This is a genomic window from Acinetobacter sp. yr461, assembly GCF_900110445.1.
In the GTDB taxonomy this organism is placed as follows: Bacteria; Pseudomonadota; Gammaproteobacteria; order Pseudomonadales; family Moraxellaceae; genus Acinetobacter; species Acinetobacter calcoaceticus.
In genome coordinates this window covers 54,790-73,685 of sequence record NZ_FODU01000004.1, presented here as the reverse complement: position 1 = coordinate 73,685, position 18,896 = coordinate 54,790, and the positions used below count along the sequence as shown (strand labels likewise).

Sequence of the window (18,896 nt, the reverse complement as noted above, 5' to 3'; positions counted from 1 at the left end):
AGAGTACGCTTTTTATTAGCTCAAGAATTTAGGCTGTTCGTCTACTACCTCAGCCTGCCACTCATTTACCTGCTTCTCAAGCAGTCCAAACAATGCAGCCTGAATCATATGTTGGGCAACCACAGGTGTTTGTTCACCTAAGATTGCTTTTACTTCATCGCTAAATTGAATTTTGACCAAGGGTTCATTCTCAGAACCGGCATTACGCAAGGCAAGTTCACCACCTTCGAGTTGGACTAATTCCAACACTGCTTCTTGATTTCCAAATAACTCTTTCAATTGCTGTATAGACATATACTTCCTCCATGTTTCAACATGGTGGCAAAGCACCCTTGCACTTTGCATCTCTTGTCTTATTTATATAGGCACATCCACACTAAATTTCAAGCACTAGGACAGTTTAATTTTAGAACTCGACCATTTCATTACGAAAACCATCAATTAAATGGGTTAATTCTCGATGCCATTCACGCAAAATTTTGACATCAGGCAACCAAGATTGAGGACCTTGAGTTACTTTGATAATCAGGTTAGACGATGTTTCTTCTTCAGGGGTCGGCTCTTTTGGTTCCGGCGCATATTGGCACATACGATAAGCTCGCTTTAACTCAGCAACAAAACCATCTTTTGCCAATTGCTGCAAAACAGAGACTTCAGGAGAAACCTGCCCTTTTGCCGCCATATGTTCCTCAATAGATTTTAAGGTAGGTTGTAAATCATTTAAACGATAATAACGTACCAATTCTTGCAAGAAAGCTAACATTGCACCATGTAGGTGAAATACAGCTGCTTCACGGTGAGCTTGTATCTGCTGCACATGATCGGTCTGTTCAGCCTGTTGACACGCTAAGCGCGCAAAATAGAGCTTCTGATTGGTACGATCGGCATGATAACGAGCAACACGTGACATAACTAAACTTTCCTGTTTTAAAATCGCTATTGCAACAGCTAATCTTTAGCTTAACGACTCCATTAATAAAATCAACGTTATTTATGGTAAATCCAGCTCAACCTGATAAATTTTACGTTTAGCTAAAGTTTTTAATGGCTGGCTTATAGGACGAACATTACTTAAAACCCAAGCAAAATATCCCTCGCTCCAAGCAGTTGCACATGCGGGCTCAATTTCATCATTTCGCCAAGCATGAATAGAGTCGATATCAACCAAAGCGACAGCAACTCCCTGTTCTTCAACAGTATCTTTGACCAAAAAATTTTGGTTCTCGACAATTAATAGATCTTTGATTGGCAGTTTTGTAGGTACCCATGAACGCACTTCAAGTGTTTTTATACCTTCAGCGATACGAGTACCATTTGGCGCGACAATCGAAAGAGCTAAAAACTGTCTTTTCACACTGAAGACTTATTCTTCAGCTGCTTTAACGCGAATTCCATTGCCTTTAACTTTAAGCAGGTTTAAGCCTTTAATTGCCTTAATTGCTTCACGTGGGTTAGGCATTTCAACAAAACCAAAACCTTTCGATTTACCTGTGTCTTTATCAGTAACAAGAACACACGTTTCAACTTTACCAAATGCTTTGAATAACTCTAAAATTTCAGTTTCACTCACAGCACGATCTAAATTACGAACTAATATCTTCATTTTCTAACCTTAATTGGCAATAAAAGGGAGCAGCCAATATATTTAAGTAATCACAGTGTCTTATACAGTAGTTTAATCCAGATCGATACCAAAACCTAAATTTACTGCAGGTGAACGGTTCCATTGCTTTTTAGCAAATGGCTGAGGTACTTGCCTATGAATCTTTGCCTGAACCAAATGTGCAGGAAGATCATTTAGGAAATAACTTTCGATTTTACGACCTTGTTCGTCATAATTGTCTTCTGACCATGTATTGAGGTTTTGCTTAGTCAAAATTAATTCATTTTCTGCACGTGTTAATGCAACATACAATACGCGGCGCTCTTCTTCGACATCATCAAAATCGCCCTGTGCTCTTGCATAAGGATATTGATTTGGCGATACATGAGGTACATAACAGACTTTCTGTTCGGCACCTTTAGCTGAATGAATCGTAATTAAAGTCACTAAATCCTGATCAGCTGCTTTTTCAATTTCAGAAACTGAAATAGGTTCAAGCACATATTCTTCAAGAAACTCACCTAAAGATGCATGTTTACGAGCAAGCTGCTTGACCAAATCAAAGTCTTTTAACCGGCGTGACCAATCTTTAGTTTTATAATTTTGCTCTAATTGCTCACCTAATGCATCAAGTGCTAAGCCAATACTTGCTTCAACATGCTGCTGCAATACATCTAACTGTTTTAAAATTAAAATCGCCTGTAAAGGAACTTTTCCATGACGTTCCAGACGCTGGCAACGATCCTCGACATCAACAATTCCCATCAGCTCTTGAGCCAACTTACTAGCTCCAACATCACCAATACCATCCCACAAAGTTAAGAAACGCATCCACGCCAAATCATCATGAGGATTACTTACAATACGTAGCAGGCTAAGCACATCCTTCACATGTGCAGACTCAAGAAGTTTTACGCCACCAATAAAACGGTAAGGTAATTCAGCAGCAATAAAAGCACCTTCTAGATATCGCGCACTATAGCCAGAACGCACCAAAATCATATGCTCATTCCAGCTTGCACCTTGCTGATGTCGCGTTATTAAATCCTGTGCAATCCAGTTTGCCTCTTCATACTCATTACCAAACAAATGTAGCTGTGGCTTTTGGCCTTGACCACGATGTGCTTGTAACTGTTTTTGATAATCAATTGGACTGTGTTCCAATAACCAATTTGATAAATCTAAAATTTCTTGGGTCGAACGGTAATTTAAATCCAGTGTATAAATGACTACGTCAGGTATCCGCTCTTTAAAAGAATGGATATTTTCAAAGTCTGCACCGCGAAAACCATAAATCGACTGGGCATCATCGCCAACACAAAACAACTTCACTTTGCCAATCAACGGCTGCAATAAAGCCCATTGTAAAGGGTTGGTATCTTGCATTTCATCAACCAGCAATGCCTGACAAAAGCCTGCCACCCAGTTGGTGAGTGCTTCAGAATTTTGCAAATGGACAGCTACAATTGAGAGAATATCATCGTAATCTAAAAAATTACGCTCTCTTTTTCGCTGCTCATACGTTTTCATTAAATCTGCAATTTGAGTCTTATGCTCATAGGCTTCTGGAAGCTGTTTGATTAATGCTTCAGAAAGCTTTGTTTGAGTATTTCTTGCATATGAATATAAATCGCATAGCTCTGCGGCTTTAGGCAAGACGTTATCTTTATCTTTGCCTCTTAATAAGCGAAACATAAGCAACTGATCATCACGATCAATAATACTAAATTGATTTAACCCAAAAGCTTGTGGATTACGGCGCAGTAAATACATACAAAAAGTATGAAAAGTTGAAGCTCTCAGACCCTTTGCCTGTGCTCCCACATGTTGTTCTACTCTTGCAACAATCTCACTCGCAGCGCGTCGAGTAAAAGTTAAAATCTGAATTTGGTTCGCTGGTAAGCCTTGATCAATTAAATAGGCTGCACGTGCAACAATCGTTTTAGTCTTGCCACAACCAGCACCCGCCAAAACTAAACAGTTCTGCGCAGACGTTGTTGCTGCTTTTTTTTGCTGAGCATTTAGTTCATTAATTAATTTTGCAAGACTCATAACACATATCGCTAACACACCAAGGCATAGTTTAACAGAGCCCAGCAAAGATGGGTCTGCCCGTCCTAAAAACAAAAAGAGCACTTAAAGTGCTCTTTGAGTCGATATTGTTTTTTCAAGATACTGTTTTTGAACTAGATGGAAGATGTTTGATGGCTGAAGCTAAACCAAGGAAGTTAATTCCCTGAAATAAGATATCAACAGCAAGTAACATTCCCAGCACCCAAAAAGGTGAATCTTTAGAAACCAAAATTAAAATACCAGTAAATAAGGTGAGCAGTCCTGAAAACAAGGTCCAGCCCCACCCTGTAATGGGCTTAAGTAAAATTGCATTTATAGTACGTATAGCACCCGCAATAATAAGCGCTATTGATAATAGGCTTGTCAAAACCACAGCTGTAGTGACTGGAGTAGAAAAAGCGTAATAGCCAGCCATTAAATAAAGCACACCAAACAGTGCCCACAACCATCGGCTTGCGCCTTTAAAAACACTCATAGCCGCGACAAGATGCAAGACACCACCGACCATCATGAGTATTCCAAATAAAAAAACGACAGAAAAAGTCGCAAATGGCAAGGAACTAAATAAAATCAGCCCAAAACCGATAAGTACAAAGCCTAATATCAAATACCATTTACGGTCAGCATGTAACTGATTACGTACCAAATCATTACCTACAGTTTTCATCATGGCTACTCTTATTATCAGGTATTAGAATTTCATCTACCTAATAATAGTGATGCATTTCACATTTTTTGTCTGTATAAAATCTGCATCGTTTTTTAACAATTGATGTGGATAAAGCAATATTTATCCACAGTTTTATTTCACCCAGCCAATTTCTCGGGCAGTAGGTAAACCGATGATCGTTTCTTGTAAATTATTAGGCATTTTACTACTCTGCTCAGATAAGGCAGTACGGCCCCCCATAATTTCAGCTTGAGTTTGCGGATAAAGAGGAATTTTTTCTGGTTGAGCATAACCTAGAGGATAAATCGGCTGTCCTGTTTTTAAATCATATTTGTCCTGTGCTCCAAAGCCATGTAAAAGCTCATGAACGATGACGACTTGATTTTGTGAAGCTTGTGCTTTGGTCGCAAATAAATTAACACTACCAATGCGACCTTTTTCTAAAGCAGTCGAATGGATCAAGACTTTCTGATAATTTGGATCATAATAATTTAAGTAAAGTTTGAGTGATGCTCCACTATCCTCGGGTTGTGTTTGTCGCCATGCATAAAAACGAAACTTTAGACTCCACCAAATAACATGCAAGATATTGGCATTTTCAGGAACCTCAGGTGGTCGTTGCTGTAACTGTTGTCCTAAACGAATTACAAAGTTTCCTGTTTGCCCACGATAATGCTGTGACCATTCATCTAGATAGTTTTTAATTGCCCAAAAATCTTCGTTTTTCAACTGATGAATATAGCTCTGCGTTGATTGTAAACCATCAGCATTCACTGGATGTAGAACGACTACAACTGTGTGATTCCAGTCTTGATTTTGATCTCGCCATGCCTGAACAGCAACAATCAACAAAATAATTAATAAGCATAAGACCCGAATGTTTTTCCACATTCTTATTCCCCGTAAAATTAAAATTTTCTTTTATTGTTTTAGACATAAAAAATGCTAGCTGAGCTAGCATTTTTTATAGTGGGCTTGTTTAACCCTCAACCCATTTACCATCTTGATAAATCAGGCTCCATTTGGTTTGTTTACCCTCTGGTGTTTCCGAGCCTACATATTGTGATTGATTCTTACGACTGAATTTCACAACTGCTGGATTACCTTCTGGATCTACATCTGGTGCTTGCAAAATAAATTGATATTTCGGATCAAGTTGAGCTGCAACACTACGTAACTCTGCTACTTTTGGTGCGCGTGTTTCACGAATTTTCGGGAATTTACTCGCAGCCAAGAACAAACCTGCTGCGCCATCACGTAACACAAAGAAGTCATCATGTTTCGTTGAACGTAGGTGTTCCATCTTGATTGGTTCTACACGTGGAGGTGCAGGTTGACCACTCTTCAAGACTTTACGTGTATTGTCACAACTGGTACAAGCGAAATACGGGCCAAAACGACCAGTCTTAAGCTGCATTTCACCGTCACATTTATCACATGGGATCGTTGGGCCATCATAACCTTTAATCTTGAACTCGCCTTCTTCAAGCTCAAAACCGTCACAATCAGGGTTGTTACCACATACGTGCAGTTTACGACCACCATCAATCACATAGCTGTCCATGGCTGTGCCACATTTCTCACAGCGATGCTTTGACATCAAGTCTGCTGTTTCTGCACCATCATCATCAGATAACGCAGCCAAAGACTCAACGGGTGTTAAGTTCAGTGTACCTTTACAACGTTCTTTAGGTGGCAAGTTATAGCCAGAACACCCTAGGAATACACCAGTTGTACCCGTACGAATCTGCATTGGACGTGAGCATTCAGGACAATGCACTGCTGGCACTTCAACTGGTTGGTTACGGCGCATTCCCTGCTCGCCCTGAGCATTGGTTAAACGTTTTTTAAAGTCGCCATAGAAAGTGTCTAGCAACTCTTTCCAGTTACGCTCACCTGTTGCGACTTTATCAAGCTGTCCTTCAAGATCTGCCGTAAAGGCATAATTCATCAGGTTATTAAAACTTTCATCAAGACGATCCGTCACAATTTCACCCATTTTTTCGGCGAAAAGACGACGGTTTTCTAACTTAACGTAACCACGTTCCTGAATGGTAGAAATAATAGCAGCATAGGTCGAAGGACGGCCAATACTGCGTTTTTCAAGCTCTTTAACTAAAGATGCTTCAGTAAAACGCGCAGGTGGTTTAGTAAAGTGCTGACTTGGATCTAACTTTTCTAACTTTAAGATTTCACCTACTTTAATGGCAGGTAAAATAATGTCGTCATCTGACTTATTCGCTCCACGTACTTTAGTGAAGCCTTCAAATACAAGCGTACGGCCTTTCGCCTTTAACTCAACATTCGCTGCTTCAACAATCAAAGTAGAAGATAAATATTCTGCTGGAGTCATTTGACACGCAACAAACTGACGCCAGATCAAATCATATAGACGTTGAGCATCACGCTCTACACCCGCAAGCTGATCGCCAGTAAGCGCAACATTTGATGGACGAATCGCCTCATGGGCTTCTTGAGCACCCGCTTTGTTACCATAGCGGTTTGGCTTTGCCGGTATATATTTTTCACCATATTGGCTTTCAATATGGGCACGTACCATGCTTACTGCATCATCACTCAAGAAAGTTGAGTCAGTACGCATATAGGTAATAAAACCTGCTTCATACAATCGCTGCGCCAGCATCATGGTTTTCTTTACAGAAAAGCCTAAACGCGTACTTGCAGCTTGCTGTAACGTTGAGGTGATATAAGGTGCGCTTGGATTAACTTTTGTTGGTTTATCTTCACGCTGTGCAACTTTATATTCAGCACCCTTTAAAACATCTAATAAAGCGTCAGTTTCAGCTTTATTTTTCAGTTTAAGGGTTTTACCAGCCTGTCTAAATGCTTCAAGACGAATATCATCTTTTTTGGACTGAGTATCTGCAAAAACTTGCCAATATTCTTCTGGAATAAACGCACGAATTTCACGCTCACGCTCTACAACCAGTTTCACTGCTACTGACTGCACACGTCCGGCAGATAAACCACGGGCAATTTTTTCCCAAAGTAATGGCGAAACCATAAAGCCCACTACACGGTCTAAGAAACGACGTGCTTGCTGAGCATTCACACGATTTAAATCTAGGCGTGTTGGTTGTTTAAATGCTTCTTGAATGGCATTTTTGGTAATTTCGTTAAACACCACGCGGTGATAACGGCTGTCATCACCACCAATAACTTCTCTTAGGTGCCAAGCAATCGCTTCCCCTTCTCTATCCAAGTCCGTTGCGAGATAGATTGCATCGGCATCTTTGGCGAGTTTTTTGAGTTCAGCTACAACATTTTCTTTACCAGGCAGAACTTCGTAATGAGCTTCCCAATCATGTTCAGGATCAACCCCCATACGATTAACTAAAGCCTGACTAGCTTTTTGTTCTTTTTCGGCTTCGGTGAGTTTAGTCCGGGCAGCCGGCTTTTTCTCTGTTGATTTACTGCCGCCTGTTGGCAAGTCACGTACGTGACCTACAGAAGACTTTACAATGAATTGCGAACCCAAATATTTATTGATGGTTTTCGCTTTGGCAGGCGACTCCACAATCACTAAGGCACGTTTAGGTGCAGCAGGTGCAGTAGATGCTGTGCTTTGAGATGCAGAGCGCGAGGTATTCGCCATATAAAATGTTATTCCTATACCAATAAATTTAAAAATCAGGCTTTAGCCAAGGCCAACAGATAAGCCTTCATCTCATCTAATTGTGTCGCTCTTAGGTCTGATTCCTCATCCCAATAAAGCCCTACACAGTTTGCCTGCATATCAATAGCATAAATCCCTTTTAATGCAATGGGAGAATCATTAAATTTCTCATCACCCTGAATTACTTTTAACTTGCCGTCTATAACGCGAGCACGCATTAAAGATAAACGGGCATCAGGAATCAATACACTATAATAAGCAACCATGCTGGCACGTTTTTCAGTAGCCATTGGGACATGTGTCCATTCAGGTGCAACAATTACACGTGGATGCAACCCTATTTTACGGGCTTTATCTCGCATAATACCAAGTGCCTTTTCACGTGGGCTCACTCTTAAACCAAAAATGGAGCCTAGTACGAAAAGAACAATGATAACGGTAACCCAAATTCCCATATTGTCCATAGCAAAACCTATTAATCTCTTTTATTAGAGTTGCATAAGCTGACCAGAAAACGCAAGTTACATCATAAAAATAATGCCCGATAAGATCGCAAGGCCCAAAATATCGGTATTTCAAGGTGCAAATTGCCGTGAGATTATTTAAATATGTTTAAGGGTTCTGATCGCTCGCAACCAATGTCAATTTACCGAATTGATCAAGATGGGCATCTCCCCATAGTTTTAAAGCAAACAAAATTTGCTCTAGACTCCGCCCTAAATCAGTTAGAGAGTACTCAACCTTAGGCGGAACTTGAGGATAAACTTCCCGATGGATAATTCCGTCTTGTTCTAACTCACGTAGCTGATTTGTCAGCATTCTTTGGGTAATGCTTGGAACACGCTTTCGAATTTCATTAAACCTTAAGGTGCCTTCATTAAATAAATGCCAAAGAATGACGCACTTCCACTTTCCGTCAATCAAACTAATGGCTGCTTCAACTGAACAACCCGGAGAACAATCAAAACTTGAATGCCGTGCTTTTGCCATTTTACAGTATCCTTTTTGACACTATGAGCGTTATTTGTCTGTAGTTACCAAATTTAAGCTTACGTTATGATCAAACTCCCAACAAGAGGAATTATTATTATGAAAGCTGTGGCATATCAAAAAGCAGGTCCCATTACATCACCAGAGGCACTGGTTGACGTCGAACTAGATACACCGGTTGCAGAAGGTCATGATCTACTTGTCCGTGTCCAAGCAGTCTCTGTGAACCCTGTAGACACAAAAATTCGCAGCAACGTAAGCGCAGATAATAATCAGTGGAAGACTCTTGGCTGGGATGCGGTAGGTGTCGTTGAAGCGATTGGAGACAAAGTCTCACAATTTAAAGTCGGAGATGTGGTTTGGTATGCGGGTGCACTCAATCGCCAAGGCAGTAATAGTGAATTACAGTTGGTTGATGAACGCATTGTGGGTCATAAACCAAAGACCTTAGAACCAAGAGAAGCAGCAGCTCTCCCTTTAACTGCCATCACGGCGTGGGAAATGTTATTTAATCGGTTACAGGTCCCAAAAGTTGCCCCAGAAAATACATCAATCTTAGTGATTGGGGGAGCTGGTGGAGTAGGCTCAATCACAATTCAGCTACTCAAGCAGTTAACCAATCTCACTATTATTTCTACCGCTTCACGAACCGAAACTAAAGAATGGGTTAAGCAACTCGGTGCCGACTATGTGTTAGATCATCGTCAACCTTTAACGGCACAAATCAAGCAATTGGGCCTAAATGCACCTTTATATGTATTCTCGACGACTCAAACAGATCAACATTTAGCAGACATCGTAGAGTTGATTGCACCACAAGGTCATTTTGGCTTAATTGATGATCCAGCACAGTTAGATATTAAACCTTTTAAATCTAAGTCTGTATCAGTGTACTGGGAGTTTATGTTCACTCGCTCTATGTATCAAACCCAAGATATGGTTAAACAAAGTGAATTACTCAGTGAGGTTGCCGAACTTGTTGACGCAGGTAAAATTAAGACCACTGTTTCACAAGTTTTAAGCCCAATTAATGCTCAAAACCTAAAACTGGCTCACCAACAAATTGAAAGTGGTACGACAAAAGGGAAAATTGTATTGCATGGTTTTTAAGCAAAATTAATAAATATCCCCTAATAAAATGGCAAGTATTGAACTTGCCATTTTATTAATAGTGAGGAGGTTTATTGGTTAATGGGTCAAAAGCGGCAATACCTTCTGATAAATCCGATGATTCCATACGTTGATAAAGAAATTGCATTTGTTTTTTTAAATCAGCTATTTCTTGAGTCTGAATAGCGAGTTGTTGATTTAATTCTTCAACTAAATCATCCAAAAATGTAATTCGCACTTGCAAATCTTCAATGGGTGCGGACAATGACGCTTGATCATCATGATATGGTGGTTTAGTCATTTAAATCCTCATTTGAGATTCTGGAAAACATTATGGCCTATATTACCCTAAGGGATGTCCAACTTGCTTTTGGAGGACCTGCCCTACTCGATGGCGCGAACTTTAATCTAGAACGTGGCGAACGAGTCTGTTTAATTGGTCGTAATGGTGAAGGTAAGTCTACTTTACTTAAACTGATCGAGGGAAGCCTATTACCAGATTCTGGTGAAGTTTCCATTCAAAATGGTCTAACTGTTTCAATGTTAGCCCAAGACGTTCCAATGGACTCTGGCAAAGTAGCCGACATTGTGGCAGATGGTGCAGGAGAAGCAGCAGAAGTACTCAGAGCTTATCATGAAGCGACAGACGCTTGTATGCTAGGAGATATGGAAGCCTGTGACCGTATGGGCAACCTACAGCATAAGCTAGACCAACTAGACGGTTGGGCACTCGAAAATAAAGTAAATGCTCTTCTAAGCAAAATGGGTCTCGATCCAAATGCCGACTTGGCAGACCTGTCTGGTGGACGTAAACGCCGTGTTTTATTAGCTCGCGCTCTATTGACGCAACCGGACGTATTACTTCTAGACGAACCAACGAACCATTTAGATGTTGAAAGTATTGAATGGTTAGAAAAATTTTTACTAGATCAAAATAATTTAACGCTTCTGTTTATCTCGCATGACCGTTCTTTTGTAGATAGCATTGCAACTCGAATTGTAGAACTCGATCGTGGCATTTTACGAGGCTATGAAGGAAATTATTCACGTTATTTAGAGCTAAAAGCTCAGCAAATGGAAGCAGAAGAAAAACAGAATGCTTTATTTGATAAAAAACTAGCTGAAGAAGAGGCTTGGATTCGCCAAGGTATTAAGGCACGTCGTACGCGTAATGAAGGCCGTGTTCGTGCCCTAAAAGCTTTACGAGAAGAATCTAAAGCACGCCGCTCACAACAAGGCAAAGTGAGTATGGCAACTCAAGATGCAAATCGTTCTGGTAAATTAGTATTCGATATCGAACATTTAAGCGTCGCTTATGATGACAATCTACTCATCAAAGATTTTTCTGCCCTTGTCATGCGCGGTGACCGTATTGGTTTAGTCGGCGATAACGGTGTTGGTAAAACAACATTGATTAAAGCTATTTTAGGTACAATCGAACATGGCGGTTCAGTTAAAACAGGTACACAGTTAGAAGTTGCCTATTTTGACCAATTACGTAATGCCTTAGATCTTGAAAAAACAGTCATGGCAAACGTTTCAGAAGGCTCTGACTTCGTTGATGTAAATGGCAACCGTCGTCATATCTACAGCTACCTTCAAGACTTCTTATTTTCCCCTGAACGTGCCCGTACTCCAGTAAAAGCACTTTCTGGTGGTGAACGAAATCGCATCTTACTGGCTAAATTACTACTCAAACCATCCAATCTAATTGTAATGGATGAGCCAACCAATGACTTGGATATGGTAACCCTTGAGCTACTTGAAGAAATGTTAGCTGAATACAAAGGCACTTTGCTTCTCATTAGCCATGACCGTGCGTTTATGGATAACGTAGTAACATCGACGTGGGTATTTGATGGTAAAGGTAACATTGCAGAGTACATCGGTGGATATCAAGACTATTTGCAACAGCGTCCAGATGATAAAGTTGTAGATCAGAAATCTGATGTAAAAAAAGCTCAGGCAAAAGCTGAAGCTGAAAAAGCCGCAGCTCAGAACAGTGCTAAAAAAGTCAAACTTAGTTATAAAGATCAGCGTGAACTTGAGCAATTACCCGCTGAAATTGAAAACTTAGAAAAGGAGCAAGCAGGACTTTCTGAGAAACTTGCAGATGGTTCATGGTTTGTTAAAGATGCTGACGCAGCAACAAAAGCAAGCCAACGTCTCACAGAAATTGACGAGTTATTACTTGAAAAATTGGAACGTTGGGATGTGCTTGAACAAATGAGTAAAGGAAACTAATCAGCTTTACTTTGCTAAAAAGAACGTAAAAAGAGCCTCCTTAAATTAAGGGGGCTCTTTTTTATATTGCGAATATTAAGCTTTTTTAAAATCAAAGCTGATACATCACATAAAGATAATCGATTATATCGTAGCTATTTTTAGTATTTTAAAATAGCCTTGTGCTTGAATATAAGACTTATAAAAATAATTATGTTATATGTATATGCATAATAATATTGGAGTGATTTCGCATGCTGGAGCTTTCTCAAATTTTGGCATTTGGACTAATTTGTTTGGCGATGGTACTCACTCCTGGCCCCAATATGATTTACCTTATTTCACGTTCAATTTGCCAAGGGAAAACAGCAGGATTTATCTCTTTAGGTGGGGTAGCTGTAGGCTTTATCTTTTATATGCTTTGCGCATCCTTTGGTATTACAGCATTAATTGTCGCTGTTCCCTACGCCTATGACACTATTCGTATTGCGGGTGCAATTTATTTACTCTGGCTTGCATGGAAAGCATTACGCCCAAATGCCTCCCCTATTTTTAATGTAAAAGATTTATCAGTAGACTCCCCAGCTAAACTCTTTTTAATGGGTTTTGCTACAAACTTGCTTAATCCTAAAATTGCCATTATGTATTTATCTTTACTGCCACAGTTTATTCACCCACAACAAGGCAGTATTTTATGGCAATCAATCCAACTTGGTACGATTCAAATTTTTGTAAGCGTTTCAGTAAATGCGCTTATTGTACTTTCCGCAGGTAGCATTGCACTTTTTCTACAAGAAAAGCCTCTTTGGGCAAATATACAACGCTGGCTCATGGGAACTGTATTAGCTGGACTCGCTGTTAAAATTCTTTTAGAAAATCGCCGATAAACCAGCTTTCTTATTTCAAAATCTATTAACACTCAATTGAACAGTGTATTACGACGATAAATTCAGTTCGTGATACACTTTTGCCAGTTTTAATTTTTTGAAATCTTTATATCGTTATGAGCCAAAAGCAGCCCTATACGCCCGGTGAATTTCAATGGTCCTTTTTACTGCCTAAATATTGGGGTGTTTGGATTGCTATTGTTTTTTTAATGCTTTTGGCTATTTTACCATGGGCCATACAATGGCGTCTGGCGCATAGCGTAGCTCATCTGGCTTGGAAATATCTAAAATCACGCCGTAAAACAACTATTCGTAATTTAGAAGTCTGCTTTCCTGAATGGTCTGCCGATAAAGTTCAGCAACAAGCTCAACAAGTTTTTGTCGATATGATGCTTGGGGTGTTTGAAACCTTAAATGCATGGTACAACCCGCGCTGGTTTAAAAACCGAGTCACCATTGAAGGTTTAGAACACATTACCAATGCCCAAGCTCAAGGCAAAGGTGTTTTATTACTTGGGACTCATAGCACGCTTCTTGATGCAGGCGGCTATCTTTGTGCTCAATATTTTGAACCTGATGTTGTCTATCGCCCTCAAAATAATCCATTGCTCGATATGCTCATTTATCGTTGCCGTGGCACGATTTATAAAGAACAAATCGACCATGATGATATGCGTGGTTTAATTCGTCATCTTAAAGATGGCGATGCAATCTGGTATAGCCCAGATCAAGACTTCGGACTCAAACAAGGTGTTATGGCACCTTTCTTTGGTGTACCTGCTGCCACAGTCACTGCACACCGCCGCTTATTAAAAATTTCAAAAGCAGTCGCCGTGCCTTTATATTTTTACCGTCATGGGGACATTAAGAACCCCAAATATCATGTTCTGATTGAACCCGCAGTCGACAATATGCCAAGCGATGATGAAGTTGATGATGCAACACGCGTCAATAAAATTATTGAAAATCAGCTTCGAATCGCACCGACTCAATATATGTGGTTCCACCGTCGCTTTAAAACACGTCCTGAAGGATATGAAGAAATCTATTAAGATAAAGCTGTAATGCTCTTAAATTAGTAGTAGGCACAACATTTATATGACTCGCGGGAACGTCATCCACAACCTGCCAGAAATCAGTGAAGATACTGTTTCTGCGATATAATTTGATATACACAAGCAGTAAACAGGTTTTGTGGATGAGAATGGTTTTGCCTACTTTTGCCAAAACAAAAGTAGGTCGAACCGAAGGTTAATCTCTAAATTTCGACTTCAAAATCGTAAGACCCCGCTTTGCTACAACCTAAAGGCAAAAAATAATGAAAGTGATGCAACTTCTCCCAGAACTCAACAGCGGTGGCGTAGAACGCGGCACACTGGAAATTGCACGTGCGCTTGTTACACAAGGACATCAGTCATTAGTTGTATCCAACGGCGGGCGCTTAGTCTTACAGCTCGAAGCTGAGGGTTCTAAACACTTAACGCTACCGATTCATAAAAAGTCACTTTCAAGCTTGTGGCAGATCCGGCCTTTACGCCAGCTTATTGAACAGCATCAACCCGACATCGTTCATGTACGCTCTCGTGTACCTGCATGGTTAACTCATTTTGCTTTAAGAAAAATACCTAAAAATAAACGCCCTCACCTCATTAGCACGGTACATGGCTTCTACTCAGTCAATCGTTATAGCGCAATTATGACTCAAGCCGAGAAAGTTATTGCTGTTTCTGATAGCGTGGTCAAATACATCACTGACCATTATAAAAACTGCCCTCCCCAAGATATTGTGCGGATTTATCGAGGGATTGACCCAGCTGCTTTTCCGCATAACTATCAACCTTCAGCACAATGGTTTAATCAAGTTTTTAATGATTTTCCTGAGCTCGAAAATAAGTTTTTACTTTGTTTGCCTGGCCGTATTACGCGTTTAAAGGGCCATGAGAGTTTAATTGAACTGATGCAACAGCTTCAGTCACAATACCCTCAACTACATGCAGTTGTTGTCGGCGGTGCTGATACAAAAAAACAGGCCTATTTAAATGAGCTGCAAAGCACTATGCAAAGTAAAGGACTCGCAGATAAAATTACCTTCGTAGGACATCGCTCAGATATACGTGAATGGCTCGCTTTTAGCGATATTGTGCTGTCTCTATCCAATCAGGCAGAAACATTTGGCAGAACAGCCTTAGAAGCGCTCTCAGTAGGTACGCCAGTCATTGGCTGGAACCGTGGAGGTGTTGCCGAGATTTTATCTAATGTGTATCCACAAGGTCTTGTTGAAGTGGGAAATGAAAAGGCTTTACTGGAAACAGTGGAAAAGCATATTGAACAGCCTCAAGTCGTTGCCCCAGTCACCATGTTTAGCTTGAAAGACATGTGTGATCAGACACTGGCACTATATGAATCTATATTGAAATAACCTCATAAAAAAACCCGCGATCAACGCGGGTTTTTACTACAATAACGAGGCAGATTATTTATAAGTTGCCTCATAAGCTGCTGCTTTCTCGCTGTCGTATTGTTTTTCCCATTTACTAATCACAAGTACTGCAAGTGCATTACCTACAACGTTCAATGCGGTACGCGCCATATCCATGATACGGTCAACACCAGCAATAAATGCTAAGCCTTCAAGTGGAATACCAACTGTATGTAACGTAGCTAATAACACCACGAATGATACACCAGGAACACCAGCAATACCTTTAGAAGTAATCATTAAGGTTACAACTAAAAGAACTTGTTGACCAATTGACATGTCAATACCATAAAGCTGCGCAATAAAGATAGCTGCAATACTTTGGTAAAGTGTTGAACCGTCAAGGTTAAATGAATAACCCGTTGGAATTACAAAACTAGAAATTGCTTTTGGTGCACCGTAGTCTTCCATTTTTTGCATAATACGCGGTAGAACAGTTTCCGAGCTCGCTGTTGAGTAAGCTAAGATCAGTTCATCTTTCAATATTTTCATTAGAATAAGAATATTGATACCGAACATTTTTGCAGTGATTCCTAAAACTACAAAAGCAAAGAATAAGATAGCTACGTAAACTAATACCACTAATTTAGCTAATGGAATTAATGATGCGAAACCGAAGTTCGCAACAGTTACAGCGATCAAACCAAACACACCAAATGGTGCATATTTCATAATGATGTGTGTCACACGGAACATTGTTTCTGACACAGCATGAAATACGCTTAACAATGGATCTTTGGTCTTCTCTGGCAATGAAGATAAACCAATACCAAATAACACGGCGAAGAAAATCACTGGCAACATTTCGCCATGTGCCATCGAGTTAATAATATTGGTTGGAATCATTGACAAAACTGTCTGTACCAAACCATGCGATTGAGAACCAACTTCTTCAGCTGTACTCTTATATTGAGAAATATCGGTTTGAACCAGTTGAGACATATCAATGCCTGAACCAGGATGGAAGATATTTGCCGCAACCAAACCAACTAAAATGGCAATCGTGGTAATAATTTCAAAATAGAGAATGGTTTTAAAACCAAGACGCCCTAAACTTTTCGTACTGCCAACACCTGCAATACCTAAAATTAAGGTAGAGAAAACGATTGGAATAACAATCATTTTGATCAGGCTAATAAAGATCTTACCCATTGGCGTAAGAACATTATTCACAATACTATCTTTTATTTCAGGCTGATTATGTAAAACAGCCCCTACAGCTATCCCTAGGACTAAAGCAATTAAAATTTGCCAAGCAAGGCTAAATTTAAAATTCTTCATAAGACAATCCTTATGCACCGCAAAGTATCAAATATGAGAGGGAGAAGACCACTAACTAAGAGTGAAACCTCAATATGTACAATAATTTCCAAACAGAAATTTAAATGCACAAACAAATCACAACTCGCCGATCCGGCGAAATAAACAACAATGCCTGTTGACGATCCAACATGTCAACGATCGGCACATTCTATTGAGATTTGCCAATTAAACAACCCCAATTTATATCTAAATAGATCAAAGCCTATATTTATTCATCAATAATCTATAAAAACAAAAACTTATCAAAAAAAAATTTTTATCTATTTTTCATTTAAAATTGCTCAGATATATAAAGAACTTATGAACTATTACATATGGTTAAATAGATTTTTAAATTAAGATTAACTTAACAATATTTCTTTTATTTGCAGTGAATGAAATCATGTATATATAAAATATTAACCCGAGTTCTGCGTCCTGCAAAACTCGGGTAAATGAGGTTGTGCTTTAAGGTTAATCGTTATTTTTATCGTTTCCGTTCCAACATCTTATCCGTGATGCTATTCCATATCAGCTTAGTGTATCCTTACGTGGGATCGTCCATTCCCGTTTCCGTGTGCCGATGAATGTAGAATAAGGTTTTTGTAACCCTCTGCCTATTCGCCCTAGACTCAAATCTTTGTACGATATTGCTTACATTTAATCTTTATATACTTTTCTCTTTATAAGGCTGTACGATTTCATCAGTCACTATTTTTTCTTCTTTTTCAGCCTTTGCAATTCCTTCTTGTATAGCACTTTGGGCCTCTTCTTCATCGTTTTGAGTTTGTTCCAATTCTTCTTGAATTTGTTCAAATACCCGACCGGTCTGTAAAACAACATATACTGGAAAATGATCCGATCCAATATGTGGCAACCGTTTCATTTTGACCAGACCAAAATCGGTACTATGAAAAATATGATCTAAAGACCAACGTAATAACGGATAGTCAGCATGGAAAGTATTAATAAAATGACGACCAACGCGTGGATCAAGTAATCCGCTAATACGTTGAAATAAACGTGTAGTACGTGACCATGCCACATCGTTTAAATCCCCCATCACAATGCAGCTTTCATCTAAGTCTTTAATCTGATCCCCAACAATTAAAAGCTCTGCATCACGTAAAGTCGAATCTTTCGCCTCGGTTGGACTCGGTGGCTTTGGGTGCAGGCAATATAGCTGAACTGGCATGCCCGAACGTAAAGTTACAGTGGTGTGAATTGATGGAATTTCATCACTTAAAATAAATTTAACTTCGGTATTTGATAGAGGTAAGCGACTATAAAGATGCATTCCATATAAATTATCTAAAGGCACTGAAACACGATGAGGATAATCTTCTTCAATTTCTTTTAAAGCATTTTCCCATGTCTTGTCACTTTCCAATGTAAGCAATAAATCTGGTTTCAATGTATTGATCTGTTCAAGAAGTAAATGATATTTATCATTAGGGGTTAGAACATTCGATACAATTAATGAAATTTGCTTTTGCGGGTCTAATTGAGATGATTTCACCTGTTTAACCTGTTTTTTCCAGAACAAGGTATAAGGCAAAACCATTTTAAGCTGATAGGCGATGGCAGCAATGAGCACAGCAAGCAATATTTCACGCCATAGATTCCATTCGGTAGGCCAAAACAGCATACCTACAAAGGCTAATAGTCCAACAAATAAAATCTGCAAACGGGGGAAATCAGCACCTCGAAACCACCACTCATCACGAGGAATAAGTGACCAGAAACTTAACCAAATCACCAGACCGGCTAGAACTTCGATATAAATCATTGAATTTTCTCTTTTAAGATGATTTGGTTTTTAAAGTTTTTGTCATCTTTATCAATTTTGTATGTAACATAAACAAGATATTCTACTCAATAAACATGGTGTTTTGTTTCTGTAACGCTTGCAGTTGTGGACA

18 protein-coding genes are annotated in these 18,896 nt (G+C 39.5%); 5 read left to right on the top strand and 13 right to left on the bottom strand.

What is annotated here, in order from left to right; all coding sequences use genetic code 11:
* Positions 1-15 precede the first annotated feature (15 nt).
* The 10 genes from BMW38_RS08525 to BMW38_RS08480 form a co-directional block, all read right to left on the bottom strand.
* Positions 16-294, bottom strand: coding sequence for a hypothetical protein (locus tag BMW38_RS08525; protein WP_003654767.1), 279 nt, complete (start codon positions 292-294; stop codon positions 16-18).
* Positions 295-406: 112 nt separating this feature from the next.
* Positions 407-910 carry a DUF6586 family protein gene (locus BMW38_RS08520; protein ID WP_003654765.1) on the bottom strand — a complete coding sequence of 168 codons (504 nt, stop codon included), beginning with the start codon at positions 908-910 and terminating at the stop codon, positions 407-409.
* Positions 911-991: 81 nt separating this feature from the next.
* Entirely contained in the window at positions 992-1,354 is a 363-nt protein-coding gene (locus BMW38_RS08515) for an ASCH domain-containing protein (RefSeq protein ID WP_092707259.1), read from the bottom strand.
* 9 nt (positions 1,355-1,363) lie between these two features.
* Positions 1,364-1,603, bottom strand: coding sequence for an RNA recognition motif domain-containing protein (locus BMW38_RS08510; RefSeq protein WP_003654760.1), 240 nt, complete (start codon positions 1,601-1,603; stop codon positions 1,364-1,366).
* A gap of 72 nt (positions 1,604-1,675) precedes the next feature.
* Entirely contained in the window at positions 1,676-3,655 is a 1,980-nt protein-coding gene (locus BMW38_RS08505) for an ATP-dependent helicase (RefSeq protein WP_092707450.1), read from the bottom strand.
* A 115-nt stretch (positions 3,656-3,770) separates the two neighbouring features.
* The gene (locus BMW38_RS08500) at positions 3,771-4,343 is read right to left on the bottom strand and encodes an HdeD family acid-resistance protein (RefSeq protein WP_092707257.1); all 573 of its coding nucleotides are present in this window, start codon (positions 4,341-4,343) and stop codon (positions 3,771-3,773) included.
* A gap of 135 nt (positions 4,344-4,478) precedes the next feature.
* Entirely contained in the window at positions 4,479-5,237 is a 759-nt protein-coding gene (locus tag BMW38_RS08495) for a hypothetical protein (protein WP_092707255.1), read from the bottom strand.
* A gap of 88 nt (positions 5,238-5,325) precedes the next feature.
* Complete coding sequence (gene topA / locus BMW38_RS08490; RefSeq protein WP_092707253.1) at positions 5,326-7,962, bottom strand: type I DNA topoisomerase; 2,637 nt, start codon at positions 7,960-7,962, stop codon at positions 5,326-5,328.
* A gap of 35 nt (positions 7,963-7,997) precedes the next feature.
* On the bottom strand, positions 7,998-8,447 hold the full coding sequence (locus BMW38_RS08485) for a hypothetical protein (protein WP_003654749.1): 450 nt from the start codon (positions 8,445-8,447) through the stop codon (positions 7,998-8,000).
* 148 nt (positions 8,448-8,595) lie between these two features.
* Complete coding sequence (locus BMW38_RS08480) at positions 8,596-8,973, bottom strand: winged helix-turn-helix transcriptional regulator (protein WP_003654748.1); 378 nt, start codon at positions 8,971-8,973, stop codon at positions 8,596-8,598.
* 99 nt (positions 8,974-9,072) lie between these two features.
* Between BMW38_RS08480 and BMW38_RS08475 the strand changes: the two genes are divergently transcribed.
* Positions 9,073-10,083: a zinc-binding alcohol dehydrogenase family protein gene (locus BMW38_RS08475; protein WP_092707251.1), complete on the top strand. Its 1,011-nt coding sequence runs from the start codon at positions 9,073-9,075 to the stop codon at positions 10,081-10,083.
* A 55-nt stretch (positions 10,084-10,138) separates the two neighbouring features.
* Here the strand turns inward: BMW38_RS08475 and BMW38_RS08470 are convergent, their stop codons facing one another.
* Positions 10,139-10,384: a SlyX family protein gene (locus BMW38_RS08470; protein ID WP_003654743.1), complete on the bottom strand. Its 246-nt coding sequence runs from the start codon at positions 10,382-10,384 to the stop codon at positions 10,139-10,141.
* Positions 10,385-10,416: 32 nt separating this feature from the next.
* Between BMW38_RS08470 and BMW38_RS08465 the strand changes: the two genes are divergently transcribed.
* From BMW38_RS08465 to BMW38_RS08450, 4 genes are all read left to right on the top strand, one after another.
* Positions 10,417-12,327 carry an ATP-binding cassette domain-containing protein gene (locus tag BMW38_RS08465; RefSeq protein WP_092707249.1) on the top strand — a complete coding sequence of 637 codons (1,911 nt, stop codon included), beginning with the start codon at positions 10,417-10,419 and terminating at the stop codon, positions 12,325-12,327.
* Between the two features lie 233 nt (positions 12,328-12,560).
* Entirely contained in the window at positions 12,561-13,193 is a 633-nt protein-coding gene (locus BMW38_RS08460; protein WP_017388434.1) for a LysE family translocator, read from the top strand.
* 116 nt (positions 13,194-13,309) lie between these two features.
* Positions 13,310-14,245, top strand: coding sequence for an LpxL/LpxP family acyltransferase (locus BMW38_RS08455; RefSeq protein ID WP_092707247.1), 936 nt, complete (start codon positions 13,310-13,312; stop codon positions 14,243-14,245).
* Positions 14,246-14,511: 266 nt separating this feature from the next.
* A complete protein-coding gene (locus BMW38_RS08450) occupies positions 14,512-15,612 on the top strand; it encodes a glycosyltransferase family 4 protein (RefSeq protein WP_092707245.1) in 1,101 nt (366 codons plus the stop codon).
* Positions 15,613-15,666: 54 nt separating this feature from the next.
* Here the strand turns inward: BMW38_RS08450 and gltP are convergent, their stop codons facing one another.
* Entirely contained in the window at positions 15,667-16,953 is a 1,287-nt protein-coding gene (gene gltP, locus BMW38_RS08445; protein WP_092707243.1) for a glutamate/aspartate:proton symporter GltP, read from the bottom strand.
* Positions 16,954-17,641: 688 nt separating this feature from the next.
* Positions 17,642-18,763, bottom strand: coding sequence for an endonuclease/exonuclease/phosphatase family protein (locus BMW38_RS08440; protein WP_092707241.1), 1,122 nt, complete (start codon positions 18,761-18,763; stop codon positions 17,642-17,644).
* Between the last annotated feature and the right edge of the window lie 133 nt (positions 18,764-18,896).